Annotated in this window: 23 protein-coding genes, 1 tRNA gene and 1 pseudogene; 9 read left to right on the forward strand and 16 right to left on the reverse strand. The window is 67.6% G+C overall.

Annotated features, from left to right (window positions below; translation table 11 throughout):
- Positions 1-73: 73 nt before the first annotated feature.
- The 4 genes and pseudogenes from CF68_RS20750 to CF68_RS20760 all read right to left on the reverse strand — a co-directional run.
- Positions 74-895, reverse strand: coding sequence for a transporter substrate-binding domain-containing protein (locus CF68_RS20750; protein ID WP_035822372.1), 822 nt, complete (start codon positions 893-895; stop codon positions 74-76).
- A gap of 200 nt (positions 896-1,095) precedes the next feature.
- On the reverse strand, positions 1,096-2,007 hold the full coding sequence (locus tag CF68_RS20755; protein WP_035822451.1) for a glutamate/aspartate ABC transporter substrate-binding protein: 912 nt from the start codon (positions 2,005-2,007) through the stop codon (positions 1,096-1,098).
- A gap of 108 nt (positions 2,008-2,115) precedes the next feature.
- Entirely contained in the window at positions 2,116-2,508 is a 393-nt protein-coding gene (locus CF68_RS39195) for an FAD-dependent oxidoreductase (RefSeq protein WP_369798896.1), read from the reverse strand.
- Positions 2,426-3,424 (reverse strand): annotated as a pseudogene (locus tag CF68_RS20760) (D-amino acid dehydrogenase); the annotation flags it as partial. The pseudogene CF68_RS20760 and the gene CF68_RS39195, both read right to left, overlap by 83 nt.
- A gap of 120 nt (positions 3,425-3,544) precedes the next feature.
- On the opposite strand from CF68_RS20760, the gene CF68_RS20765 reads away from it, so the two are divergent.
- Both CF68_RS20765 and CF68_RS20770 read left to right on the forward strand, forming a co-directional pair.
- Positions 3,545-4,507 (forward strand): LysR substrate-binding domain-containing protein, encoded by a 963-nt coding sequence (locus CF68_RS20765; protein WP_035822375.1) that lies wholly within the window; start codon positions 3,545-3,547, stop codon positions 4,505-4,507.
- Positions 4,508-4,574: 67 nt separating this feature from the next.
- Positions 4,575-5,894, forward strand: a complete 1,320-nt coding sequence (locus CF68_RS20770) for a hemolysin family protein (protein ID WP_035822377.1) — start codon at positions 4,575-4,577, stop codon at positions 5,892-5,894.
- Here CF68_RS20770 and CF68_RS36380 read toward each other — a convergent pair.
- The 6 genes from CF68_RS36380 to CF68_RS20795 all read right to left on the reverse strand — a co-directional run bounded on the left by CF68_RS36380 (position 5,776) and on the right by CF68_RS20795 (position 12,160).
- A complete protein-coding gene (locus tag CF68_RS36380; protein ID WP_152548525.1) occupies positions 5,776-6,906 on the reverse strand; it encodes a phosphatase PAP2 family protein in 1,131 nt (376 codons plus the stop codon). The two genes, CF68_RS20770 and CF68_RS36380, sit on opposite strands and share 119 nt — an antisense overlap.
- Positions 6,899-7,798, reverse strand: coding sequence for a DUF1653 domain-containing protein (locus tag CF68_RS20775; RefSeq protein WP_161786871.1), 900 nt, complete (start codon positions 7,796-7,798; stop codon positions 6,899-6,901). The genes CF68_RS36380 and CF68_RS20775 overlap by 8 nt, the downstream gene beginning before the upstream one ends.
- A 204-nt stretch (positions 7,799-8,002) precedes the next feature.
- A tRNA-Ser gene (locus CF68_RS20780) sits at positions 8,003-8,092 on the reverse strand.
- Between the two features lie 79 nt (positions 8,093-8,171).
- Positions 8,172-9,476 carry a serine--tRNA ligase gene (gene serS / locus CF68_RS20785; RefSeq protein ID WP_035822380.1) on the reverse strand — a complete coding sequence of 435 codons (1,305 nt, stop codon included), beginning with the start codon at positions 9,474-9,476 and terminating at the stop codon, positions 8,172-8,174.
- Between the two features lie 124 nt (positions 9,477-9,600).
- Positions 9,601-10,956 (reverse strand): replication-associated recombination protein A, encoded by a 1,356-nt coding sequence (locus tag CF68_RS20790; RefSeq protein ID WP_051591613.1) that lies wholly within the window; start codon positions 10,954-10,956, stop codon positions 9,601-9,603.
- A 70-nt stretch (positions 10,957-11,026) separates the two neighbouring features.
- Positions 11,027-12,160: an ABC transporter ATP-binding protein gene (locus tag CF68_RS20795; RefSeq protein WP_084187357.1), complete on the reverse strand. Its 1,134-nt coding sequence runs from the start codon at positions 12,158-12,160 to the stop codon at positions 11,027-11,029.
- 122 nt (positions 12,161-12,282) lie between these two features.
- Between CF68_RS20795 and CF68_RS20800 the strand changes: the two genes are divergently transcribed.
- Positions 12,283-13,926 (forward strand): iron ABC transporter permease, encoded by a 1,644-nt coding sequence (locus tag CF68_RS20800; protein ID WP_035822382.1) that lies wholly within the window; start codon positions 12,283-12,285, stop codon positions 13,924-13,926.
- A gap of 272 nt (positions 13,927-14,198) precedes the next feature.
- Positions 14,199-14,870: a hypothetical protein gene (locus tag CF68_RS20805; protein WP_035822384.1), complete on the forward strand. Its 672-nt coding sequence runs from the start codon at positions 14,199-14,201 to the stop codon at positions 14,868-14,870.
- Between the two features lie 33 nt (positions 14,871-14,903).
- On the opposite strand, the gene CF68_RS20810 is transcribed toward CF68_RS20805, so the two are convergent.
- Entirely contained in the window at positions 14,904-15,941 is a 1,038-nt protein-coding gene (locus CF68_RS20810; RefSeq protein WP_035822387.1) for a Fe(3+) ABC transporter substrate-binding protein, read from the reverse strand.
- A gap of 219 nt (positions 15,942-16,160) precedes the next feature.
- Positions 16,161-16,487, reverse strand: coding sequence for a hypothetical protein (locus CF68_RS20815; RefSeq protein WP_035822391.1), 327 nt, complete (start codon positions 16,485-16,487; stop codon positions 16,161-16,163).
- 255 nt (positions 16,488-16,742) lie between these two features.
- On the opposite strand from CF68_RS20815, the gene CF68_RS20820 reads away from it, so the two are divergent.
- Positions 16,743-17,843: an NAD(P)-dependent alcohol dehydrogenase gene (locus CF68_RS20820; protein ID WP_035822393.1), complete on the forward strand. Its 1,101-nt coding sequence runs from the start codon at positions 16,743-16,745 to the stop codon at positions 17,841-17,843.
- A 16-nt stretch (positions 17,844-17,859) separates the two neighbouring features.
- On the opposite strand, the gene CF68_RS20825 is transcribed toward CF68_RS20820, so the two are convergent.
- Together CF68_RS20825 and lolA are read right to left on the reverse strand one after the other, a co-directional pair.
- Positions 17,860-18,297 (reverse strand): hypothetical protein, encoded by a 438-nt coding sequence (locus CF68_RS20825; protein WP_035822395.1) that lies wholly within the window; start codon positions 18,295-18,297, stop codon positions 17,860-17,862.
- 8 nt (positions 18,298-18,305) lie between these two features.
- Positions 18,306-18,941, reverse strand: a complete 636-nt coding sequence (lolA, locus tag CF68_RS20830) for an outer membrane lipoprotein chaperone LolA (protein WP_035822397.1) — start codon at positions 18,939-18,941, stop codon at positions 18,306-18,308.
- 265 nt (positions 18,942-19,206) lie between these two features.
- Here lolA and CF68_RS37150 point away from each other — a divergent pair, with 265 nt between their 5' ends.
- Positions 19,207-19,722 carry a hypothetical protein gene (locus CF68_RS37150; RefSeq protein WP_152548526.1) on the forward strand — a complete coding sequence of 172 codons (516 nt, stop codon included), beginning with the start codon at positions 19,207-19,209 and terminating at the stop codon, positions 19,720-19,722.
- Between the two features lie 39 nt (positions 19,723-19,761).
- Here the strand turns inward: CF68_RS37150 and CF68_RS20840 are convergent, their stop codons facing one another.
- The gene (locus CF68_RS20840; protein WP_035822401.1) at positions 19,762-22,101 is read right to left on the reverse strand and encodes a DNA translocase FtsK; all 2,340 of its coding nucleotides are present in this window, start codon (positions 22,099-22,101) and stop codon (positions 19,762-19,764) included.
- 234 nt (positions 22,102-22,335) lie between these two features.
- Between CF68_RS20840 and trxB the strand changes: the two genes are divergently transcribed.
- From trxB to CF68_RS20855, 3 genes are all read left to right on the forward strand, one after another.
- Positions 22,336-23,301, forward strand: a complete 966-nt coding sequence (gene trxB / locus CF68_RS20845; RefSeq protein ID WP_035822459.1) for a thioredoxin-disulfide reductase — start codon at positions 22,336-22,338, stop codon at positions 23,299-23,301.
- 113 nt (positions 23,302-23,414) lie between these two features.
- A complete protein-coding gene (locus tag CF68_RS20850; protein WP_035822403.1) occupies positions 23,415-24,089 on the forward strand; it encodes a Smr/MutS family protein in 675 nt (224 codons plus the stop codon).
- A 13-nt stretch (positions 24,090-24,102) separates the two neighbouring features.
- A complete protein-coding gene (locus tag CF68_RS20855) occupies positions 24,103-24,744 on the forward strand; it encodes a trimeric intracellular cation channel family protein (protein ID WP_035822406.1) in 642 nt (213 codons plus the stop codon).
- A gap of 62 nt (positions 24,745-24,806) precedes the next feature.
- Here CF68_RS20855 and glnK read toward each other — a convergent pair whose 3' ends face one another.
- Complete coding sequence (gene glnK, locus CF68_RS20860; RefSeq protein WP_006162803.1) at positions 24,807-25,145, reverse strand: P-II family nitrogen regulator; 339 nt, start codon at positions 25,143-25,145, stop codon at positions 24,807-24,809.
- Positions 25,146-25,264: the final 119 nt, after the last annotated feature.

Here is a 25,264-nt window from a genome sequence, read left to right on the forward strand (position 1 = left end):
GCAGGCCGCGGCGCCGCGACATGATACCGCCCGGCTTGCTGGCCGGCTTACCTGACTGGCTTACCTGACTGGCTTACTTGATTGGCTTACCGGCGGGCCTGGTCACGTCGGTGCCGAACCACTTCACCGAGAGCTTGCCAAGCGTGCCGTCCTTGCCCAGGTCATCCAGCGCGTGGTTGATGGCCTGCGCGAACTTGGGGTTGTCCTTGCGGAACGGGATGGCCACCTGCGTGGTGGCACCCGCCACGATTGCGCCCTGCCGCAGCGGCAGGTTGGCGGTCTTGACCAGGTAGGCGACCATCAGCCGGTCGTTCAGCGCGGCGTCGACGCGCTGTGCCGCCAGGTCGCGCAGGTACTCAGGCGCGCCGGGATAGGTCTTGACCTCGATGCCCGGCACCGACTTGGCCAGGTCGTTGAAATTGCTGCCCAGGCTGACGCCGAGCTTGTGGCCCTTCAGGTCTTCCAGCGACTTGAACTGGCGGTTGTCGTCCTTGCGCTGGATCAGCTGCGCATCGGAGTAGACGTAGGGCGTGGAGAAGTCCAGCACTTGCTGGCGCTGAGGCGTGACGTTGACCTGGTTGACGATCACGTCGAACTTGCCCGCCTGCAGGCCGGCAATGATGCCGCTCCACTCGGTGGTGACGAACTCCGGCTTCACGCCCAGCTTGCCCGCCACCGCACGCGCCACGTCCACGTCAAACCCTTCCAGCTCGTTCTTCGCGCCACGGAAGCCGAACGGCGGATACGTGCCCTCCAGGCCGATCTTGAGCACGCCGGCCTGCTTGACGGTATCGAGCAGGTCGGCGGCCTGCGCCGCGGTGGACGCCAGCCCGGCGCCGGCAAGCAGCGAGGCAGCCAGCAGGGATTTGAGCCAGCCAGTACGAATCGATCGCATATGTTCTCCAGTGGAAGCGGATAAGCAGTGTGGGGGGCAGACAGCGCCGGAGGCCGCTTCTGAGGGCCGCTGGCCAGTTGTGCTGCTATGAGCCTATATCGGGCTCAACACTACCGCAAACACTATCGAGTGCAAAATATTGATTCATTATGGCTAAATAACCGCCGGACCTGATGCGTCCCGGCGCCGGCGCCCTGCCCTTACTGGTAAGCCTTGTCGTTGGGCGCCGCGAACAACGCCTTCATGTCGGCCGACAGCGGGTAGTTCATGTTGATGCCGCGCGGCGGGATCGGCGACATGAACCACTTGTTGTACAGCTTCTCGGCCCGGCCGCTGGTCTGCAGGTCTGCGATCACGCCGTCGGCCAGCTTCTTGAACGAAGGATCGTCCTTGCGGAACATGCAGGCGTAGTTCTCGGTCTGCAGCGGCGCGCCGACCACCACCCAGTCGCCCGCGCTCTTGGCCTTGGTGCGCTCGCCGTACAGCAGCGGCTCGTCCATGACGAAGGCAGCGGCGCGGCCGGTCTCCAGGATCAGGAAGGACTGGCCGTGGTCCTTGGTGCTGATCAGGTTCATGTTCATGGCCTTGTCGCCGTTCATCTTGACCAGCAGGCGCTCGCCGGTGGTGCCGGCAGTGGTGACCACATTGCGGTCCTTCAGGTCGGTGAACTCCTTCACGCCCGAATCCTTTTTGGTCAGCATCTTGATGCCGTAGACGAACATGCTGTTGGAGAACGCCACCTGCTTCTGGCGCTCCAGGTTGTTGGTGGTGCTGCCGCATTCGATGTCGATGGTGCCGTTCTGCACCAGCGGGATGCGGTTCTGCGAGGTGATCGGGGTCAGGCGCACCTGCAGGCCGGGCATCTTCAGTTCGCTCTTCACCTTGTCGACGATCTGCAGCAGGATCTCGTGCGAATAGCCCATGACCTCCTTGCCGTCGGTGTATGAGAACGGGATCGACGATTCACGATAGCCAAGCGAGATCACACCGCTGTCCTTGATCTTCTTCAGCGTGTCGCCATCGGCGGCATGGGCGGCGCCGGCGGCCAGCAGCAGCGCGGCGGCCGCAAGCGCGTGGCGGGTGGCGGATCGGTGGGGGTGCAGTGATTTCATGTGGCGCTCCTTGTAGTGGGGCTTGGTCATTGAGGCATGTTTCGTGAACGGCGTCGTGGATTGCGGACGCACGGGTACTGCATGAACCAATACTTGCCTGCGGCAGCACTATGCGCGCGCAGCATCAAAATCCTCTGCTTCGATGGCCGGACGGCGGCCTGCCAGCCGGTCGGCCAGCAGGCCGGCGCTGCCCATCGCCAGCGTAAAACCGAGCGCGCCGTGGCCCAGGTTCAGCCATAGCCCGGACACCCGCGACGGCCCCACCAGCGGCAGGCCGTCCGGCGTGGCCGGGCGCAGGCCGGCCCACGGCTGCAGCTGCGCCAGCGGCAGGCCCGGNCGCCAGCGGCAGCTCGGGCACGATGCCCTCGAACAGCGCGCGTGTCTGTGCCACCAGCGTGCCGACCCGCTCCGGGTCGATGCGGGTGCCGCCGCGCACCAGGTCGGCCATGCCCGCCACCCGCAGGGTATTGCCGATGCGCGCGTAGACGATCTTGTTGGCAAAGTCCGTCACGCTGATATGCGGCGCGCGCGCGCCGCTGGCCAGTGGCACCGTGATGCTGTAGCCCTTGAGCGGCCACAGCATCGGCCGCACGCCCAGCGGGCGCAGCAGCGGCACGCTGCCGATGCCGCCGGCCACGATCACCACGTCGGCCGGCACCACGCCGCTGGCGGTACGCACGCCGGTCACGCGCCCGCCCTGCTGCACCAGCTCTTGCACGACGGTGCCGAAGCGCATCGACACGCCGGCGTGCGCCCCGTCTTGCAGCAACCGTGCCAGCGACAGGCAGAAGCGGTGGCAGTCGCCCACTTCCTCGCTCGGCGTGTAGATGGCGCCGGCAATCTCGTTGCGGATGCCGGCCAGCGCGGGCTCCAGCGCCACGCACGCATCGCGGTCCAGCGCCTGCTGCTCGCAACCCAGGCTGGCCTGGTAGTCCAGCAGCCGGCAGGCCGCGTCGAACGCCGCCGCATCGCGGTGCACAACCAGTTTGCCGCGCCGCGCAAAATCGAAGCCGGCGCCCACATCATCATGCTGGTGCCGGGCCACAAAGGCCTGCATCAGGTCGCGCGAATAGAACCCCAGCCGCAGCAGCTTGCGCGTGGTGGCGTCACTGGTGGCGGCGTTGCAGGCGCCCATGAAGGCTGCCAGCCAGCGCCACTGCGCCGGGTCGGCCGCGGGCCGGAAGCGCATCGGCGAATCGCGCCGCAGCAGCCAGCCCGGCACCTTGGCCATCACGCCCGGCCCGGCCAGCGGCGCCACATAGCTGTAGCTTAGCTGCCCGCCATTGGCAAAGCTGGTCTCTTCGGCCGGCCCGTCGTGGCGCTCCAGCACCGTCACCTGGTGGCCGTCCTCGGCCAGGCGCCATGCCGTCGTCATGCCGACCACGCCGGCGCCCACGATCACTACCTGCATTGCCATCCCTTGATTGCTTCGTCCTGATCCGGCAAAGCGTAGTGCAGGCGGCGCGGATTGCCCAATGCGAATACGTGCCAGAATATGTCATCAGGCTATGGATGCCTGCCCGCTTCCCGGATTGCCATGCGCTTGCGCCAGATTGAAGTCTTCCGCGCCGTGATGCTGACGGGCACCGTCAGCGAGGCCGCGCGCCTGCTGCACGTGTCCCAGCCGGTGGTCACGCGCGTGCTGCAGCATGCCGAGGCCTCGCTCGGCTTTCGCCTGTTCGAGCGGGTGCGCGGCCGGCTGCAGGCCACGCCCGAGGCCAATGCGCTCTATGGCGATGTCGAAAGGCTATATGGCGAGATCGAGCGCGTGCGCCGGGTCTCGGAAAGCCTGCGCCACAAGGGCGCCGGGCGGCTGCGCGTGGCCGCCACCCCCAGCCTGGCCAACCCGCTGCTGGTGCCGGCGGTGCGGCGCTTCTGCGCGCGCCACCCGGACACGCAGGTGCAGGTGCTGACCCACCATACCGACGAGATCGTCGGGGCGCTGCTGGCTAACCAGATCGACCTGGGCTTTGCCTTTGCGCCACCGGGCCACGAGGCCATTTCCAGCGAGCCGGTGGCCAGCGGCCGCATGCTGCTGGCGGTGCCGCGCGGCCAGCCGCTGCCCGCCGGCGGGCGCCGCCAGGTGGTGCCGATGCAGCGGCTGATGGAGCGCTCCTTCATCGGCTATGACGACAACAGCTCGCTCGGGCTGCTGGTGCGCCAGACCCTGGCCCGGCACGCGCTGGAGCCGCGCTCGACGCTGGAGGTGCAGACCTATTCGCTGGCGCTGGCCCTGGTCGATGCCGGGCTGGGCGTGACCCTGCTGGACCAGTACACCGCGCTTAGCGCCAGCCCGGAGCGGGTCGCGCTGCACGACGTGGCGCCGGTGCTGCCGTTCGAGATCCAGATGCTGCGCGCCAGCCACCGCGCCGGCTCCAGCCTGGCCGACGACCTGCGCGCGCAGTTTGCGCTGGCCGCCGGGGAACTGGCCGCAACGCTGCCACAGCGGCTGGAAGCGCCAGCCGCCAGCTTTGACGCCACGCCCCGGAGCCGCGATTGACAGCCGCGCGCGCCGTGCACCATCATCAAGCCGCCTGCAGGCACAACCTGCGTGCGCCAAACCGCCTATGTTCGTCCTGACCCTGATCGCCCTTGTCCTTGTCAGCGCCTTTTTCTCGGTCTCCGAGATCGCGCTGACCGCCGCGCGCCGCACCAAGCTGCAAGTTCTGTCGGAGCGCGGCGACGGCCGCGCCACGCGCGTGCTGCGGCTCAAGGAAGAGCCCGGGAATTTCTTCACGATCGTGCAGATCGGCGTCAACAGCGTGGCTATCCTGGCCGGTATCCTGGGTGAGAAGCATGTGTCGGACCTGCTGCTGGAAACGCTGTCGCCCTATATGCAGGTGGTCCACGCCCAGCGCGTGGCCAATATCGGCTCGTTCCTGATCGTGACGCTGCTGTTCATCCAGTTTGCCGACCTGATCCCCAAGCGCATCGCCATGACCTTCCCCGAGCGGTGCGCGGTGGCGGTGATCGACCCGATGCTGACGCTGCTGCGCGTGCTCAAGCCGCTGGTGTGGATCTTCAACGCTGCCGCCGATGCCACGCTGCGGCTGCTGCGCCTGCCGACCAAGCCGGTCGACCAGATCACCACCGAGGACATCGCCGCGATGGTCGATGCCGGCGCCGAAGCCGGCGTGCTGCACAAGCATGAACTCCACCTGATCGAGAACGTGTTCGAGCTCGAGTTCAAGAGCATTACCGCGATCATGACGCCGCGCGACGACGTGGTCTACCTGAGTCTCGACGACCCCGCCGACAGCGTGCGCCGCAAGCTGGTCAACCAGCCGCACGCGCAATACCCGGTGTGCGGGCACGACCTCGACGACGTGCAGGGCTATATCGATTCCAAGGACATCCTGCAACTGCTGCTGGCCGATGAAAGTGCCGCCGCGATCGGCAATATCGGGCGCCACCACGACAAGAACGTGCTGGTGATCCCCGACACGCTGACCCTGTCCGAGGCGCTCACGCGCTTCCGCGAGATGCACCAGAACTTTGCCGTGGTGATGAACGAGTACGGGCTGGTGGTGGGCATCGTCACGCTGGACGATATCGTCGGCGCGCTGATGGGAGACATCCTGTATTCCAGCGAGGACGAGCAGATCGTGCGGCGCGACGACAGCTCCTGGCTGGTCGACGGCCTCACCCCGCTGGTGGACCTGAAGAAGGCGCTGGATCTGGACACGCTGCCCGGCGAGGACTATGTCGACACCGCGGCCGGGCTGGTGATCTATTCGCTCAAGCGCATCCCGAAGAAGTCCGAGTCGATCACCGTGGCAGGCTATCGCTTCGAAGTGCTGGACATCGACCATCACAAGATCGACCAGCTGCTGGTGTCGCGCCTGCCGCAGGCGCCGGAAGCTGAAGCGCCAGCACGGCTGGCGTAGGCGCGATGGCCTGCCGATAGCGCTCCAGCGTATCCGGCAGCCGGAACCACGCCACATAGCTGAACGCCACCACCACCGCTGCCGCCGCCACCGCGCCCAGCCGCCATGGCGCCACCGATTCCTTCGGCGCCGGCACATGCAGTGTGCGGTAGGCCGTGCCGAGCAGCGCGATCCATGCCAGCCCCAGCGCATAGCCTGCAGCGACATCCGACAGCCAGTGCATGCCCAGGTACAGCCGCGATACCCCGATCGCCGCCACCGCCACCACGGTCAGCGCCAGCACCGGAATGCGCACGCGCCACGGCTGGCGCAGGCACATCAGGAAGGCCAGGAAGCCATAGGTGACCATGCTGCTGGTGGCGTGTCCACTGGGGAAGGAATACGATTCCAGGCCACTGTAGATGCTGGCCGGGCGTATGCGTGCCATACCCAGCTTGAGCGCCATCACGCAGGCGCGCGCACCCAGCAGCGCGGCGGCCCAGTACAGGGCCACCGTCCAGGCGCGCCGCCAGCACAGCCACGCGAACACCGCCACCCCCACCGCCAGGGAAATGCGCGCGCCGCCCAGTTCGGTCACTGCCACCATTGCGATATCGAGCCAGTCGGTGCGCAGGGCACGCAGCCATGCAAACACGATCTGGTCGATGCGCACCACGCCCCCGCTTTCGGCGACCTCGCCGGCCAGCCAGAACAAGGCGCTGCCGCAGGCCAGCAGCACAGCGCCGGCCAGCAGCACCACCAGCAGTTCGGCCATGTCGCGCTCGAGCACGCGCAGCGTGAGCGCAGTCAGCCGGCGCGGCTGTGCGGCCGCGCGCGCGGACAGTGCGCCGGCTCCCCACACGCGCCACCGGTCCAGCCAGCGCACCACCGGCCGCAACAGCGCCACCAGCAGCGGCACCAGGCTCAGCAGCAGCACCGTCACCAGCGTGAACAGCGCCAGCAACCCCAGCGCCGTGCCCGGCGTGAGCCAGGCCTCGGCGAAGGCCCTCGCGCGTGCCGGCACGTCAATCACGGGACGCGCCCGCGGCGCCGGAGATGCGGGCGATACTGGCGCGCGCCGGCGCCTCGCAGTCGGCAAAGGCGTCGGTCAGGAAAAGTCGCGGGCGCTGCGCCAGCTTGCCCAGGAACGCCGCGCGGCGGCGCATGAATTCAGTCTGCAGCGCCTCCCCCTGGAGACCGGTGCGCGCGGCCAGCAAGGCGCGGTTCTCGGCGAATACGTCCAGGCTATGGGCATCGAATATTTCCGGTGCCGCGGCCAGCCTGAGCAGGTCGAGATCGAGCACGGTGTCGGCTCCGGCAATGCTCGGGCCATGGCCGCGCGTATCGAGCACGATCTGCGCGGCACGGTCCAGCACCGCGCGGTCCTCGCCGGGCGCCACCGTTTCGATCAGCGCCGCCGACGCCGCCTCGTTGTGCTCGCACCCCGCCACATAGACCGCATCGTGGCACAGCACCGCCAGCGCCTGTGCGCGGTCCAGTGCAATGCCGCGCGCGTGGGCGGTCTCGAACATCTCCAGGATATGGCGGCGGTCGTGGTAGTGCCGGTACGGCGTGTCGTGCAGCGCCAGCACATCGAGCACCGCCTGGCGCGGCAGGAAGTCCAGGCAGGCCAGCGCCGCGGGCCAGGCGGGCGCAAAGCGCGGCACCTCGCCCTGCGGCGTGGCCACCGGTTCGCTGAACACATCGGAGCGGCGCACCCACAGCAATGAGGGATCGCGCATCGCGCGGTAGACCACCACCGGCGCGAGATCGGCCTCGAAGCGGCCGATGCCGACTGCCGTGTAGGCGCCGCCTTTGTAGTGCCGGTACGGCATGCCGGCGACCAGGTTGGGGTCGGCCGGCAGTTCGGCCGGATCGCCGTGGAAGACCGGTGCTGGGGGTTGGCTGGCGGGTGGCTGTGTCATGGTGCGGCATCCTGCGTTGCGGATCGCCATGATAGTGCACTTGGCAGTGCGTCCGGTATGGAGGCCAGTGCGGCGGCCCATGCCCGTCGCATGAAAGACCGGCCGCGAAAAAACAAAACCGACGCGCACTTTCGTGGGCGTCGGCCTGAGTTTTACTACACTGTTTTTGCCTGTCCGGTGGTCGAGCCGGGCAGCTTCTTGTTTTGGCGGAGAGGGTGGGATTCGAACCCACGGTACCGTCGCCGGTACGCCTGATTTCGAGTCAGGTACATTCGACCACTCTGCCACCTCTCCGGTAACTTGTTGCCGTGTGGCGAAACCGAGATTATAGCCATGTCCAGCCAGCCGGTGCAAGAGGCTGGCAGCGGATTTTTTACAGCTCCGGCTCCAGGCGGGTGATGCCGCCCATGTACGGCTGCAGCGCGGCCGGCACCGTGACCGAGCCGTCTGCGTTCTGGTAGTTCTCAAGGATCGCCACCAGCGTGCGGCCCACGGCCAGTCCGGAACCGTTGAGGGTGTGCACCAGTTCCGGCTTGCCCTGCCCCGTGCGCATGCGCGCCTGCATGCGGCGCGCCTGGAAGTCGCCCATGTTCGAGCACGAGCTGATCTCGCGGTAGGTGTTCTGCGCGGGGATCCACACTTCAAGGTCGTAGGTCTTGGTGCTGCCGAAGCCCATGTCGCCGGTGCACAGCACGATGGTGCGGAACGGCAGTTCCAGCTTCTTCAGGATCGCCTCGGCGTGGCCGGTCAGTTGCTCCAGCGCCTCGAACGACTGCGCGGCCGGCACCACCTGCACCAGCTCGACCTTGTCGAACTGGTGCTGGCGGATCATGCCGCGCGTGTCCTTGCCGTACGAGCCGGCTTCCGAGCGGAAGCACGGCGTATGCGCGACGAAGCGCAGCGGCAGCTTCTCGCCGGCGACGATGGCGTCGCGCACGATATTGGTCAGCGGCACCTCGGCGGTCGGGATCAGGTAGAAGTTCTCGATGCGCTCGCCTTCCTCACTGCCGACCTTGCGCGGCACCTTGAACAGGTCTTCCTCGAACTTGGGCAGCTGGCCGGTGCCGCGCATCGAGGCGGCATTGACCATGTACGGCACGTACATCTCGGTGTAGCCGTGCTCCTGCGTATGGGTGTCGAGCATCAGCTGCACCAGCGCGCGGTTCATGCGCGCCAGGCCGCCGCGCAGCATCGAGAAGCGCGAACCGGTAACCTTGACCGCGGTGTCGAAGTCCAGGCCCAGCTTCTCGCCCACGTCGACGTGATCGCGCACGGCGAAGTCGAACTGGCGCGGCTCGCCCACGCGGCGCACTTCGACGTTCTGGGTTTCGTCATTGCCCACCGGCACGCTTTCATGCGGCAGGTTGGGGATAGCCAGCATCAGCTCAGCCAGGTGCGCCTGGATCTCGTCCAGCCGCGCGGCCGAGGCCTTGAGCGTGTCGCCGATGCCGCCCACTTCGGCCATCACGGCCGAGGCGTCCTCGCCCTTGCCCTTGAGCATGCCGATCTGCTTGGACAGGCTGTTGCGGCGGGCCTGCAGTTCCTCGGTCTGGGTCTGCAGTTGCTTGCGTTCGGCCTCAAGTGCCTGGAACGCCGCAACGTCGAGTTGGTAGCCGCGCGTGGCAAGGCGTTGCGCCACGGCGTCGATGTCTTTGCGGAACAGCTGGATGTCGAGCATGTTGCTTTGGTGAAGTGCAGGGCCAGCGACATGCCGGCGGACCCGCCATTTTACTGCACCGGCCCCGTCCGGCGCGAACCGGGCGAGGCCAGGCCACCGCCGCGTTGCCGGCTCACGCCACCGCTCACTCCCCGCCCTTGCCGCCGTCCTTTGCCTTGGCCACGCGCTGCTCGCGGTGCCAGGCGGCATCCAGCTCGCGCAGGTGGCGCAGCTTCTCGGCGATCTTGCCCTCCAGCCCGCGCGGCACCGGCTGGTACCAGCCCTGGGCCTTGAGGTCGTCCGGGAAGTAGTGCTCGCCGGCGGCGTAGGCCTCGGGCTCGTCGTGCGCGTAGCGGTAGGCGTGGCCGTGGCCAAGCTCCTTCATCAACTTGGTCGGCGCGTTGCGCAGGTGCACCGGCACCGCGCGCGACTTGTCCTTGCCGACGAAGGCGCGCGCCGCGTTGTAGGCGTTGTAGCCGGCGTTGGACTTGGGCGCCACGGCCAGGTAGATCAGGGCCTGGCCCAGCGCCAGTTCGCCCTCGGGCGAACCAAGGCGCTCATAGGTCTCGGCCGCGTCCAGCGTGATGCGGGCGGCACGGGGATCGGCCAGGCCGATATCCTCCCACGCCATGCGCACGATGCGCCGCGCCAGGTAGCGTGGGTCGGCGCCGCCGTCGATCATGCGGCAGAACCAGTACAGCGCGGCGTCGGGGTCCGAACCGCGCACGGACTTGTGCAGCGCGCTGATCTGGTCGTAGAAGGCGTCGCCGCCCTTGTCGAAGCGGCGCAGGTTTTCCGACAGCGCGCTGCCCAGCAGCGCGGTGTCGATCTGGGCGGCGCCAGCAGTGCGCGCGGCGCGCGCCACGATCTCGATATTGTTCAGCAGCTTGCGCCCGTCGCCATCGGCCGAGGCCACGATCAGCTGCAGCGCTTCGTCCTGCCATGTCACGCCGCCAAGCTCTTCGCTGGCGCGCAGCGCCAGCTGGGTCAGCTCGGCATCGTCCAGGCTCTTGAGCACATAGACCGCCGCGCGCGACAGCAAGGCGCCGTTGACTTCGAACGAGGGGTTCTCGGTGGTGGCGCCGATAAAGGTGAAGAGCCCGCTTTCCACATGCGGCAGGAAGGCATCCTGCTGGCTCTTGTTGAAGCGGTGGACCTCGTCGACGAACACCAGCGTGCGCCGCCCGTGCGCGCGGAACTGCTCGGCGCGCTCGACCGCCTCGCGGATGTCCTTGACCCCCGACAGCACCGCCGACAGCGCGATGAACTCGGCGTCGAAGGCACTGGCCATCAGCCGCGCCAGCGTGGTCTTGCCCACACCCGGCGGGCCCCACAGGATCATCGAATGCGGCTCGCCGGACTCGAACGCCACGCGCAGCGGCTTGCCCGCACCCAGCAGGTGCTGTTGCCCGATCACCTCGTCGATGGTGCGCGGGCGCAGGCGCTCGGCCAGCGGTTGCCGGGAACGGTCGGGAGTATCGGAAAACAGCGTGTCCGCCACGGTATTCAAGCCTTGTGAATGCAGAACGCCACAGTGTAGACCATCAGCGCCCTGCCCCTTGCGTGGCGCGCTAGGCGGCAAATGCCACCACGTCCTCGATCTCGACGCGGATGCCGATGCGCTCGCCCACGGCATGGTTGTGGTGGGACGGCACCAGCGCCAGCACGCGGCCACCGCTGGCCAGGCGCAGCGTGTACAGGATCTCGGCGCCACGGAAGGCCTTGTGGACCACCTCGGCGCGCATCGGGCTGGCGTCATCGTGGATGATGTCGTCGGGGCGCACCAGCACGTCGACGGCGGCGCCAGCGGGCAGCGCCAGCGGCGCCGCGGGCCGCAGCAGGCCCAGTTCCAGCTCAATCTCCGCGGTCCCGCGCAGCCGCCCCGCCATCAGCACGCCCTGCCCGATAAAGCCCGCGACAAAGCGCGATGTCGGCCGGTGGTACAGGTCGTGCGCGCTGCCCCACTGCTCGATCACCCCGTCGTGCATGACGCCGATCTCGTCGGCCATGGCAAAGGCCTCGTGCTGGTCGTGCGTGACCAGGATCGCGGTGGTGCCCTGCGCCTTCAGGATCGCGCGCACCTCCAGGCTCAGGCGTTCGCGCAGGTCGACGTCGAGGTTGGAGAACGGCTCGTCGAGCAGCAGCAGCTCCGGGCGCGGTGCCAGCGCGCGCGCCAGCGCCACGCGCTGCTGCTGGCCGCCGGACAGCTCATGCGGATACTTGCGGCCAGCGCCGGCCAGTCCGACCAGCTGCAGCACCTCGTCCACGCGCGCAGCGCGCCCGGCGCGGCTGGTCCGCACCAGGCCGAAACCCACGTTGGCCGCCACGTCCAGGTGCGGGAACAGTGCATAGTCCTGGAACACCATGCCGATGCGGCGCTGCTCGGGCGCCAGCAGCGCCCCGGACGACGACACCACCTGCCCGTCCAGCACGATGCGGCCGTCCTGCAGCGGCTCGAACCCGGCGATGGCGCGCAGCACCGTGGTCTTGCCGCAGCCGCTGGGCCCCAGCAGGCAGGCGATATTGCCGCGCGCCACCGAGAACGACAATCCCTTGACCACCGCATGGCGGCCGAAGGCGTGACGGATATGGTCGACCTCGATGACAGCGGCGCCAGCGCCAGTGACGTCGGCTGCGCCTGCGCGGGTTGCCGGCCGGCTGCGCGCCTGGGCGCCGGGCAAGCGTGAATAGGAATCGGTTCGCATGTGCGCATTATAGGGACGCAGCCGGGGGCCGGGACCGCCTTTCGGGGCGAAAGCGCGCCCCACATTGCTAGAATGCGGCAGCCCGCACGCTGTGCGCGGCACTTCCGCCCACTTTCCGACGCATGCTCCTGTCCAGCCGCCGCCGCTTCCATCCCCTGACCCTGGCCACCCTGGCAGTGGCGCTGCTGATCGCCGTGCCGGTGCTGGTGATCGCCTCGGCCGTGCTGCTGCCTGCCGGCGACACCTGGCGCCACCTGATCGACACGGTGCTGGCGGAATACGTGCGCAACACCGTCTGGCTGCTGTGCGGCGTCGCCGTGGGGGTATTGCTGCTGGGGGTGACCACCGCCTGGCTGGTATCGACCTACCGTTTCCCGGGCCACACCGTGATGGAATGGGCGCTGGTCTTGCCGATGGCGATGCCCGCCTACGTCATCGCCTATGCCTACACCGATGCGCTGCAGTTTGCCGGGCCGGTGCAGGGCTGGCTGCGCGAGCTGACCGGCTGGAAGGCGCGCGAGTACTGGTTCCCCGATATCCGCTCGCTGGGCGGCGCCATCGCCCTGTTCTCGCTGGTGCTGTATCCCTACGTCTACCTGACCGCGCGCGCCGCCTTCCTGCAACAGACCCAGAACACGCTGGAGGCCGCGCGCCTGCTCGGCCACGGCACCTGGAGCCGGCTCTGGCGCGTGGTGCTGCCGCTGGCGCGCCCCGGCATCGTTGCCGGCACCGCGCTGGCGATGATGGAAACGCTGGCCGACTTCGGCACCGTCGCCTACTTTGCCATCCCGACTTTCTCCACCGGCATCTTCCGCGCCTGGTTTTCGCTTGGCGACAAGAACGCCGCGGCGCAGCTGTCGGCATGCATGCTGCTGTTTGTCGCCGCCATCCTGCTGATGGAGCGCGCCAGCCGCGGCCGCGCGCAGGTCTACGGCAACCAGCGCCGCGCCGTGGCCTGGACGCTGGACGGCGCGCGCGGCTGGCTGGCGCTGGCCGTGTGCATGGTGCCGGTGCTGCTGGGCTTCCTGATTCCCGCGCTGATGCTGTGCCGCATGGCCTTCACCGACGGCGATGCGCAGTTCGGCGCGCGCTTTGTCGGGCTGGTGCGCAACAGCTTCTTGCTGGCCAGCGCCACCGCGCTGGCCGCGGTGACGGTCGCGCTGGCGGTGGGCTACGCCGCGCGCGCGGCCAACGGCAAGCGCAGCTGGCTGATGCGCGGCCTGACGCGGCTGTGCGGCATGGGTTATGCGCTGCCGGGCTCGGTCATTGCCGTGGGCGTGCTGGTGCCGGTGGCGCGGCTCGACAACGCGCTGTCGGCCTGGCTGCAGCAGCAGTTCGGGCTCTCGGTGGGGCTGCTACTGACCGGCGGCATCGCCGCGTTGGTCTATGCGCTGCTGGTGCGCTTCCTGGGCGTGGCGCTGCAGACCGTCAATGCCGGGCTGGGCAAGATCACGCCCAGCATGGATGCGGCCGCGCGCAGCCTGGGCCACGGCCCCGGCGCCACGCTGCGGCGCGTGCATTTCCCGATGCTGCGCGGCAGCCTGCTGACCGCGGCACTGATCGTCTTTGTCGACGTGATGAAGGAGCTGCCGGCCACCTTCGTGATGCGCCCGTTCAACTTCGACACGCTGGCCGTGCAGGCCTACAACCTCGCTGCCGACGAGCGCCTGACCGAGGCCGCCACCGCCTCGCTGGTGATCGTGGCCGTGGGCCTGCTGCCGGTGATCGTGCTGTCGCGCACGATCCGGCGCGAAGCGCAGCGCTGATCCTCCCGCGCTACTTGCCCTAAAGTCGCGCCGCAACACGCCGATAGCCTTTAGAACCCGTTTCAGAATGAAAAAGGGGACGCGTTCAAGCCAGGCGCGGGCCGCCGGCCTTGGTCATTCCAAGGTCAAGGCCCGTAACGACGCATGCGCCGCGCCTGGCTTGAACCCGAAGGGAAGGCTGCTGCCGGGCCCCTTTTTCATTCTGAAACGGGTTCTTATGGCCCGGCGTTCGCCCGGGAGCAAACAGCGGCACGCCTGCCGCGCAAGAACCTATGCTGCGATATCACATCCTGCTGTTCAAGTTGAACCGGCTCAGCCGCAACAAGCTGAGCGGCGTGGAAGAAGTCTCGCTGGCCGGACAATTGGCGGAGATGGTCGATTCGGCCGACACGGCCGCGCGCGTCATCGCCGACCTGTTCGATCACGCCAACCCGCAGGTGCGCCGCATCGCGCTCAACGCGATCCGCCGCGCGCGGCAGTTCTCGTCGCCCGAGCTGCAGCCCGCGCTGGTGCGCCGCATGGCCGATGCCGAAGCGGTGCTGCGCCATGACGCCGTCTGGATCGTGCAGGAAACCCGGATGGATGGCGCCGAACTGCGCGCCGCGCTGCGCCGCCTTGCCGGCAAGGTGCAGCTGCCGTGGGACGCCGAGCGCGCCCGCGCCAATCCCGGCGACACCGCGCTGGCGGCACAGGTGCGCGCGCGCATGGCATTGGACAAGCTGCTGGAAAAGAGTGCGGCGGAGCGCAACCAGGCGCTGGCCTCGATGACGCTGGGCGGGACGCCGGACCAGCCCTATGCCGAAGGCACGGTCGGCCACAAGGGCCTGCTGCACCGGGCACTGGTGCGGCGCCAGGCGGGGCGGCGGCTCAACAGCAGCGTGAAGCTGACGTTCCGCAAGCTGGAGCCTACGCAGGTGACGGGGAACAAGCGGTTCCTGCTGTAGCAGGAACCGCCCTGCTGCAAAGGCCGTGGCGGCTTACTTGAAGCCGGCGCGGTCCACCAGCTTCTGTGCCTGCGGCTGGTACTTGCCCAGTTCGGCCACGTTGATGGTGTCGGACTTGAACGTGCCCAGCGCTTCCAGCGCCGGGTTGCTGACCTTCACACCCTGCACCACCGGCCATTCGTTATTGCCGTCGGCAAAGTAGCGCTGCGCCTCGTCGCTGGCCAGGTACTCCAGGAACTTGACCGCCGCTTCCTTGTTGGGCGCATGCTTGAGCATGCCGCCGCCCGAGACGTTCATGTGCACGCCCTGGCTCGACTGGTTCGGCCACAGCACGCCCAGCTTGTCGGCCACGGCCTTGTCTTCCGGCTTGGTCGACTTCAGCAGGCGCGCGATGTAGTAGGTGTTGGCAATGGCCACGTCGCACTCGCCGGCGGCAACCGCCTTGAGCTGGTCGGTGTCGCCGCCCTTGGGCACGCGCGCCAGGTTGGCGGCCAGGCCGCGCGCCCATTGCTCGGTGCGGGCCTCGCCATCGTGGGCGATCAGGCTGGAGACCAGCGACAGGTTGTAGACATGGCCGCTGGAACGCGTGCAGACCTTGCCCTTCCACTTGGGATCGGCCAGGTCTTCATAGCTGGCGATATCGCCGGCCTTGACCGCGGTCTTGTTGTAGGCAATCACGCGGCCGCGCGCCGAGAAGCCGAACCATTCGCCATTGGGGTCGCGATAGTTGGCCGGGATGCGCGATTCCAGCGCCTTCGACTTTACCGGCGCAAACACGCCAGCCTGCTGGGCGCGCCACAGGCGGCCGATATCCACCGTGATGAACACGTCCGCCGGGCTGTTGGCGCCTTCATTGCGGATGCGCTCCAGCAGCGGGTCTTCCTGGCCTTCGATGCGGTTGATCTTGATGCCGGTCTGCTTGGTGAAGTTGGCGTACAGCGCTTCGTCCGTCTGGTAGTGACGCGCGGTGTAGAGGTTGAGCACCTTTTCCTGCGCCGCCGCGGCGAGCGGCAGGGTCAGCAGGGCCAGCGCCGCAGCGCGCGGCAGCAAGGTTCGGATAGTGGTCTTCACGCGGATGGCTCCCCAGCATGGTTTGGGCAGCCGCCGGGGACCCCGAGGCCGCCCGGTTATTGGATTCCGGTCAGCGGGAAACAATATTGATTCTTGTTCAGGCGGTCAAATTACATTTCTGTAATGTTGACGCCCGTTGACGGATCAATGCCAGGGAGATGCCCGCATTAACGTAGTCGCCCCTTGTGCAAGGCGAGCCGGCAAGGCAGGCGCCGGATCTCAGCCGCGGCGTACCCAGACCGCCTTGCCAGCCTTGACTCCCAGCGTGCGGCGCTGCGGGTTGTAGTCCATGGTGCCGGGGAACTGCTGGCCGTCGCGCTCGCCCAGTCGCCACGCGCAGCCCTGCAGCAGGCCGATGGCCTCGGCCTCGGGCTTGCCGACCAGGGCATCGTCGGCCAGCTTGTCGGCGGCACAGCCCTCCGGCGTGCCACGCGCGCCTTGCGGGCCGGTCGGCGCGGGCGCCGCGCAAGCCGCCAGCAGGGCCCCGCCCGCCGCCAGCATGGCGGACTGGCGCAGCCAACGGCGGATGGTTCGCTTCGCAATCATGTTGTTCTCCTGATGGGTATGGCGAGTATGAGGATGCTGGGACACGCGGCACACCGCGGCGTTCAGCTTCCTTGCACACCGATATGATACTTTTGCCGAATCGCCATGTATTGTGCACATTTTCCGTGTGGCCTCGGCTTGATCTGGATAAACCGGGCTATAACCCATGCGTGCTATCAGTGAGTAAGCGGGCCGGCAACGTCCCGCACCACTCCACCCACCGCGCATCCCTTGCGCCTTCCCTGGGAGCAACGCATGACCGCAATGATGAAAGCCGCCGTTTTTGTCGAGCCTGGCCGGATCGAACTGGCAGACAAGCCCATCCCGGATATCGGCCCCAACGATGCCCTGGTGCGTATCACCACCACCACCATCTGCGGCACCGACGTGCACATCCTCAAGGGTGAGTACCCGGTGGCGAAGGGCCTGACCGTGGGCCATGAACCCGTCGGCATCATCGAAAAGCTAGGCAGCGCGGTGACGGGATACCGCGAAGGCCAGCGCGTGATCGCCGGCGCAATCTGCCCCAACTTCAACTCCTACGCGGCGCAGGACGGCGTGGCCTCGCAGGATGGCAGCTACCTGATGGCCAGCGGCCAGTGCGGCTGCCACGGCTACAAGGCGACCGCGGGCTGGCGCTTCGGCAACATGATCGACGGTACCCAGGCGGAATACGTGCTGGTGCCCGACGCCCAGGCCAACCTGGCGCCGATCCCCGATGGCCTCACCGACGAGCAGGTGCTGATGTGCCCTGACATCATGTCCACCGGCTTCAAGGGCGCGGAAAACGCCAATATCCGCATCGGCGACACCGTGGCCGTGTTCGCGCAGGGCCCGATCGGGCTATGCGCGACCGCCGGCGCGCGGCTGTGCGGCGCCACCACCATCATTGCCATCGACGGCAACGACCACCGGCTGGAGATCGCGCGCAAGATGGGCGCGGACGTGGTCCTGAACTTCCGCCACTGCGACGTGGTGGACGAGGTCATGAAGCTGACCGGCGGGCGCGGCGTCGACGCCTCGATCGAGGCGCTGGGCACGCAGGCAACCTTCGAGCAGTCGCTGCGCGTGCTCAAGCCCGGCGGCACGCTGTCCAGCCTGGGGGTCTATTCAAGCGACCTGACCATTCCGCTGTCGGCCTTCGCCGCGGGGCTGGGCGACCACAAGATCAACACCGCGCTGTGCCCCGGCGGCAAGGAACGCATGCGGCGGCTGATCAATGTGATCGAGTCGGGCCGCGTCGACCTGGGAGCGCTGGTGACGCACCAGTACAAGCTGGACGACATCGTCGCGGCCTACGACCTGTTCGCCAACCAGCGCGACGGCGTGCTGAAGATCGCCATCAAGCCGCACTGACGGCGGCGCCTCGGGTTCAGCCCTTGGCTCGGGCGGCCAGCGCCTGCATGGCGTCGGCCGGCAACGGGCCGTGGCAGGTGCGCTCGCCGCCGGACTCGCTGACCACCAGCCATACCTGGTCCGGCTGGCCCTTCGGATGCAACAGCCAGGCCGGGCCGCGCGCATTGCTGCTGGGCGGCAGGTCTTCCAGCACGCCGGTGCTGGCCGACTGCAGCATCACCGCGCACTCTGCGGCGGGCACGCGCGTGGCCTTGAGGAAGCCGGGATTGCCCAGCACTTCGGGCAATCCCGAGTCCGGTGCGCGCAGGAAGGAATCGACATCGAACTTGCTGGCGCCGCCGCCGCTGCTGGCACATGCCGCCAACAGCAGCGCGCCGGCACTGGCCAGCAACACGGCGCGCTGGCGGCGCCGGGAACGGATGGTGACTGCGGGACCTTCCTGCGGATCGTTCATGGCGGGCCTCACTGCTTCATCACATCGGCGCCCTTGGGCACCGTAAACCGGAATGCATCGGCCGCCAGCGGCGGGTTTTTTTGCATGCCCGTGAAGGTCAGCAGGGTGGTGTTGCCGAACGCGTCGCGCAGCTCCATGGCCTCAAGATTGCCGGCCTTGAAGCCGATGCCGATGCGCTCGAACTGCGTGTCCTTGGACTTGGGCGTCAGCTCCAGCCACTCTACGCCGTCGCGCGTCGGGCCGTTCTTGACCACGAAGTTCTTTTCCAGGTCATTGCTGCCGAACAGGATCGCCGCCGGGCTGGACCCGAGCGCGCCGTCAAGCTTGCGCTCGGTGACCTGGTTCAGGTCCTTGTCGTAGATGTACAGGGTCTGGCCATCGGCCTGCAGCAGCTGGTCGTAGGGCTTGGTATAGCGCCAGGTGAACTTGCCCGGGCGCGAGAACACAAAGGTGCCGCTGGAGGTGCCGGTCACCTTGCCGTTGGCGCCCTGCCCCTTGACCTGGCGCTGCGTGAATTCGCCGCGCGCGCTCTTCACGCCGGTGACAAAGCTCTGCAACTGGTCGGTGGCGGCGGCATGGGCCGGCGCCTGGAGGGCAAACATCGCCAGCGCGGCGCAAGCCGACACGAGGATGCGGTTTCGCATGGTTCGGGTCCTGGTTGTTATGGGGGCGTCGCCGCGTGTGCTGCCACCAACGCTGTAGGCCGCTGCACGGGCAACTTGTCTGTTTAGAGCAGGCGGCAGCCGGAGGATTCCACACGGCCCGCGCTCGCGGGTAACCGGATATTACGGCAGACACCGCGGGAACCGCGCCTGTTCTGCGGCGAAAACTCTGAATTGGCGGGAAAGGGCAGCCTGTGGCGATATCTCGTATCCAGGCGAAACACTTCCTTACCCGCCGGGGGTCACAATGCAAGGCATGTACGTAGAGCAATCGCCACGTCGCCTCATGCATGCTGCTTCGCTGCAAGGCGGCCATTCCGACCGGGCCAGCAATATGACAACGACCGCATCCAATGCCTCCGAGGACAAGTGTACCGATGGCCGCCTGCCGTTCCGGCACGGTTTCAGGCGTCTCGATCACGACGAGATCGACAGGATCGCGGCGCGCAGGGTCAGGATCGAACTCGAAGCTCGACGGGGAAGGACTGCCGCTACCAAGCCCCTTAGTCCCGCCATGGTCGGCACAGGCATCCTGGCGGGCGTGGCGTTTGTCTTTTCCGTGATGACATGGCTGAATGAGACCACGCAAGACAAGGTCGACAAGGCCACCGCGCCGCTCGCCACCCGGATGACCGAGATGGGCCGCCGCCTCACGGATCGCCTCGATGCGGTCGATGCGCACATTGAGCGCCTGGAAGTGCGCGTCGACAAGCAATTTGAAACCATCAACACGAAGCTCGACCTGCTGCTCAAGCGCCGCTAGCACACATCACAGGCCGGCTGGGATGAGCGCTGGCAGCGCTCAGTCATCGTCACGCGCGGCCGCACCACCACCCTGCGCCAGAATGTCACGATTGCCGTTGCCCGACATCGCCGAAACCAGCCCTGCCTTCTCCATATCCTCCAGCAGCCGCGCGGCACGGTTGTAGCCGATGCGCAGGTGGCGCTGCACCAGCGAGATCGACGCGCGCCGGTTCTTCAGAACCACCTCGACTGCCTGGTCGTACAGCGGATCGGCCTCGCCGCCGCCACCGCCGATGCCAGCACCACCGCCAAACCCGTCGCCGCCGCCGGCGTCATCGGTCAGGCCGCCTTCGAGGATGCCCTCGATGTAGTTGGTCTCGCCGGATGCCTTCAGCTTTTCCACCACGCGGTGGACTTCCTCGTCCGAGACAAAGGCGCCGTGCACGCGCACCGGCAAGCCAGTGCCCGGCGCCAGGTAGAGCATGTCGCCCATGCCCAGCAGCGCTTCGGCGCCCTGCTGGTCGAGGATGGTGCGCGAGTCGATCTTGCTGCTGACCTGGAACGCGATCCGGGTCGGCACGTTGGCCTTGATCAGGCCGGTGATCACGTCCACCGACGGGCGCTGGGTGGCCAGCACCAGGTGCAGGCCGGCTGCGCGCGCCTTCTGCGCGATGCGGGCAATCAGTTCTTCCACCTTCTTGCCGACCACCATCATCAGGTCGGCCAGCTCGTCGATGACGATGACGATGGTGGGCAGCCGGTCCAGCGGCTCCGGGGCATCCGGGGTCAGGCTGAACGGGTTGGGGATCTTCTCTTCGCGGGCCGCGGCCTCGTCGATCTTCTTGTTGTAGCCGGCCAGGTTGCGCACGCCCAGCTTGCTCATCAGCTTGTAGCGGCGCTCCATCTCGCCGACCGCCCAGTTCAGGGCATTGCCGGCCTGGCGCATGTCGGTCACCACCGGGCACAGCAGGTGCGGGATGCCCTCGTAGACGCTCATTTCGAGCATCTTCGGGTCGATCAGGATCAGGCGTACGCTTTCCGCCTTGGCCTTGTACAGCAGCGACAGGATCATCGCGTTGATGCCGACCGACTTGCCCGAGCCGGTGGTGCCGGCCACCATGCAGTGCGGCATGCGGGCCAGGTCGGCCACCATCGGCTTGCCGGCGATGTCCTTGCCCAGCGCCATGGTCAGGCTGGACGCGCTCTCGTTGTAGACCTGCGAGCCCAGGATTTCCGACAGGCGCACGGTCTGGCGCTTCGGGTTGGGCAGCTCCAGCCCCATGTAGTTCTTGCCCGGGATGGTCTCGACCACGCGGATCGACACCAGCGACAGCGAGCGCGCCAGGTCGCGCGCCAGGTTCACCACCTGGCTGCCCTTGACGCCGGTGGCCGGCTCGATCTCATACCGCGTGATGACCGGGCCCGGGTAGGCCGCCACCACCTTGACTTCGACGCCAAAGTCCTTGAGCTTCTTCTCGATCAGGCGCGAGGTGAACTCCAGGGTCTCGGCGCTGACGGTTTCCTGGTGCGGCGGGATCGGGTCCAGCAGCGACAGCGGCGGCAGGTCCGAGTCCTGGATATCGGCAAACAGCGGCTGCTGCTTCTCGCGCTCGACGCGCTCATGCTTGGGCACCGCCTGCGGGCGCACGATCTGCACCGGCGCCGCCTCTTCGATGCGCACGCGCTGCACCTCGACGGTTTCCTTGCGCTCGGTCTTGGCGGCCTCGCCGATGATGCGGTCCTGCTTGCTCTCGCGGCGGGCCTTGAAGCCCAGGAACAGGGTCTCGACAAAGCCGCCGACATGCTCGGCCACGGTCAGCCAGGAGAAATGGAAGAACAGCGACAGCCCGATCGCCAGCAGCAGCAACAGCAGCAGGGTCGCGCCGGTGAAACCCAGCGCCACCTGCAGCCAGCCGCCCAGCAGGTCGCCCAGCACCCCGCCCGGCGCGCGCGGCAGCGCGGCGCGCAGCGGGTACATGCGGATCGCCTCCAGGCCCATGCTGGAGAACAGGGTCAGCCCAAAGCCGATCCAGCTGACGGTCACGCCCTGACGGTGCAGGCCGTGGTCGGCGCGCTCGGGCAGCTCGGCGGTCAGCGTGCGCCAGCCGCGCCAGCAGCGGCGCACCAGCAGCACCGCCAGCCAGTAGGCGGAAAAGCCGAAGATAAAGAACAGCACGTCGGCCACCCAGGCGCCGACGCGCCCGCCCAGGTTGTGGATATCTGCCACCTGGTTGGCATGCGACCAGCCCGGATCGGTCTTGCTGTAGCTGGCCAGCACGCACAGGAAGCCCAGCGTGACGGCCAGCAACAGGAACCAGCGGACCTCGCCCAGCAGTTTGCCAATGCGGGATGGCAAGGCTGAGGGATCGGTGCGGGTGGTCGTGGTAGCTCGGGCCATGCCTGGTTAAGACTCGCGTGTAAGGTGATTCCGGATGCGTTTCGGGCCGATGCCGGCATCGGTCAGTGGTCACTCACCGGGTGACTGACGGTCATCGTGGCGGCCATTTTAACGTGGCCCGAGACTATCGCACTCATTGGAATTTGCAACAGTGAGCAAATGCGGCTCCTCTTATAATGTCGCTTTCGAGCAATGCCGGTGGGCAGCATGCCGCACCGGCCACAGGAACGCATCATGGCAAAACACGCAAAAGTGCTGATTCTCGGTTCTGGTCCCGCCGGCTATTCCGCCGCGGTCTACGCGGCCCGCGCCAACCTGGAACCGGTGCTGATCACCGGCCTGGCACAGGGCGGCCAGCTGATGACCACCACGGACGTCGAGAACTGGCCAGGCGATGCCAAGGGCGTCCAGGGTCCTGAACTGATGCAGCGCATGCTGGCGCATGCCGAGGAATTCAAGACTGAGATCATCTTCGATCACATCCACACCGCCAAGCTGGTGGACGACAACGGCCAGCCGGCCCGCCCCTTCCGCCTGATCGGCGACGCCGGTGAATATACGTGCGACGCGCTGATCATCGCCACCGGCGCCTCGGCGCAGTACCTGGGCCTGCCGTCCGAAGAGTCCTTCATGGGCCGCGGCGTGTCGGCCTGCGCCACCTGCGACGGCTTCTTCTACAAGAACCAGGACGTGGCCGTGGTCGGCGGCGGCAACACCGCCGTGGAAGAGGCGCTGTACCTGTCGCATATCGCCAGCAAGGTCACCGTGATCCACCGCCGCGACAGCTTCCGCGCCGAGCCGATCCTGGTCGACCGCCTGCTGCAGCGTGAAAAGGAAGGCCGCGTGGTGATCCGCTACGACAGCGTGCTGGACGAGGTGCTGGGCGATGAATCCGGCGTGACCGGCATCCGCGTGCGCGGCACCAAGACCGGCCAGGCCGAGGACCTGAAGCTGGCGGGCGTGTTCATCGCCATCGGCCACAAGCCCAACACCGACCTGTTCGAAGGCCAGCTGGCCATGGAAAACGGCTACCTGGTGACCAAGTCGGGCCTGCAGGGCGACGCCACCGCCACCAGCGTGCCGGGCGTGTTTGCCGCCGGCGACGTGCAGGACCATGTCTACCGCCAGGCCATCACCAGCGCCGGCACGGGCTGCATGGCCGCGCTGGACGCCCAGCGCTTTGTCGAAGCCCTGAAGTAAGCACAGCTCCCTCCGCCGGCCGGGCCGCCACGGCCCGCCGGCGCGTCCCCCTGCGGCATCTCCTGCCGCCCCGCCAGTCGATATAATCTGCGCCGAGCCCTCGGAGATTCTCAATGACGCACGGCGCCCGCAAACCCGACCGACCGCCCCAACGTTTCGGCCTGAACGACCTTGCCAGGCTGCGCGACACCCTCAAGGCCGATACCGAGCGCCGCGAAGCCGAGCGCGTGGCCGCCGAGCAGGCCGCCCAGCGCGCCCGCGAGGAGGCCGACGTGTTCCGCACCAGCGTGGGCCAGGTCAGCCAGCTGCGCGACCGCAACCGCGCCCCCGTGCCCGCCAGCAAGCCCGCCCCGGTGCCGGTGCAGTCGCGCCGCAACGACGAAGCGGTGCTGGCGGCCTCGCTGTCCGATGATTTCGACGTGGAAAGCCTGCTGGAAACCGACGAGACCCTGTCGTTCCGCCGGCCCGGCATCGGCATGGACGTGATCCGCAAGCTGCGCCGCGGCGAATGGGTGCCGCAGGACAAGGTCGACCTGCACGGCCTGCGCAGCGACGAGGCGCGCGAGGCGCTGGCCGAGTTCCTGCGCCGCTCGGTGCGCAACGGCGTGCGCTGCGTGCGCGTGATCCACGGCAAGGGCCTGGGCTCGCCCGACAAGCTGCCGGTGCTCAAGGGCAAGGTGCGCAGCTGGCTGGTGCAGAAGGAGGAAGTGCTCGCCTTCGTGCAGGCGCGCGAGGCCGAAGGCGGCGCCGGCGCACTGATGGTGCTGCTGCGCCAGCCGCGCACCTGACGCATCTCCACGGATGCACGTTCCGCTTGAATTGCTGATGGGGCGGCTGCCCCTGATCCTCCACATCATGGAGGTGATCGGCGTGCTCGCCTTCGCGGTCTCGGGCGTGGTCGACGCGCGCAAGCAGCGCCTGGACGTGGTCGGCACCTTCGTGGTGGCGTTTGCCACCGCCTTTGGCGGCGGCACCGTGCGCGACGTGCTGCTGGACCGGCGCCCGTTCTACTGGGTCGACCACGAAGGCTACGTGCTGCTGATCTTCGTGATGTCCTTCGGCGCCTCGTTCGTGCTGCGCGTGGTCAGCCGCGTGGCCTCGGACCGAGCCATGATCGTGGCCGATGCGATCGGGCTGGGGCTGTTCTCGGTGACCGGCGCCTCGCTGGCGCTGGTGGCGCAGATGACGCCGACCGTGGCGGTGATGATGGGCATCATCTCGGCCGTGTTCGGCGGCGTGGTGCGCGACGTGCTGTGCAATGAGGTGCCGATGATCCTGCGCGACCGCTCGCCCTATGCCACCTGCTCCTTTATCGGCTGCTGGATCTATGTCGGCATGAGCTGGCTGGCGGTGCAGCAGGAAGCGGCGCTGCTGACCGGGGCAGTGGCGATCATCGCCATGCGGCTGATGTCGGTGCGCTACGGGTGGAAGCTGCCCAGCTGAACCCCGCCCGCTAATGAAAACGCCGCCCTGCAAGGCGGCGTTTTTCTGTCCTGGCCCGTAGCTCAGACCGCGGCTTCGTCCTGCTCGCCGGTGCGGATGCGGATCACGCGCTCGATCTCGGTGACGAAGATCTTGCCGTCGCCGATCTTGCCGGTGTGGGCGGCCTTGACGATGGCGTCCAGCACGGTGTCCAGCTGGTTCTCGGCCACCACCACTTCGATCTTGATCTTGGGCAGGAAGTCGACCACGTACTCGGCGCCACGGTAGAGCTCGGTATGCCCCTTCTGGCGGCCAAATCCCTTCACTTCGGTCACCGTCAGCCCGGTCACGCCGACGTCGGCCAGGGCTTCACGCACCTCGTCGAGCTTGAACGGTTTGATGATGGCGGTAATCTGCTTCATGACTGGCCCCTGTTTATCGTTTGTTCACACGCCTGGCGGCGCATCGCCGCGGTCGCGGCGCTCTCCGGGTGGCATTTTAACAGCCCTTGGCCGCTTGCATTTCCGCCTGCCCCACAGCC

This window comes from Cupriavidus sp. SK-4, from assembly GCF_000611125.1.
Taxonomy (GTDB): Bacteria; Pseudomonadota; Gammaproteobacteria; order Burkholderiales; family Burkholderiaceae; genus Cupriavidus; species Cupriavidus necator.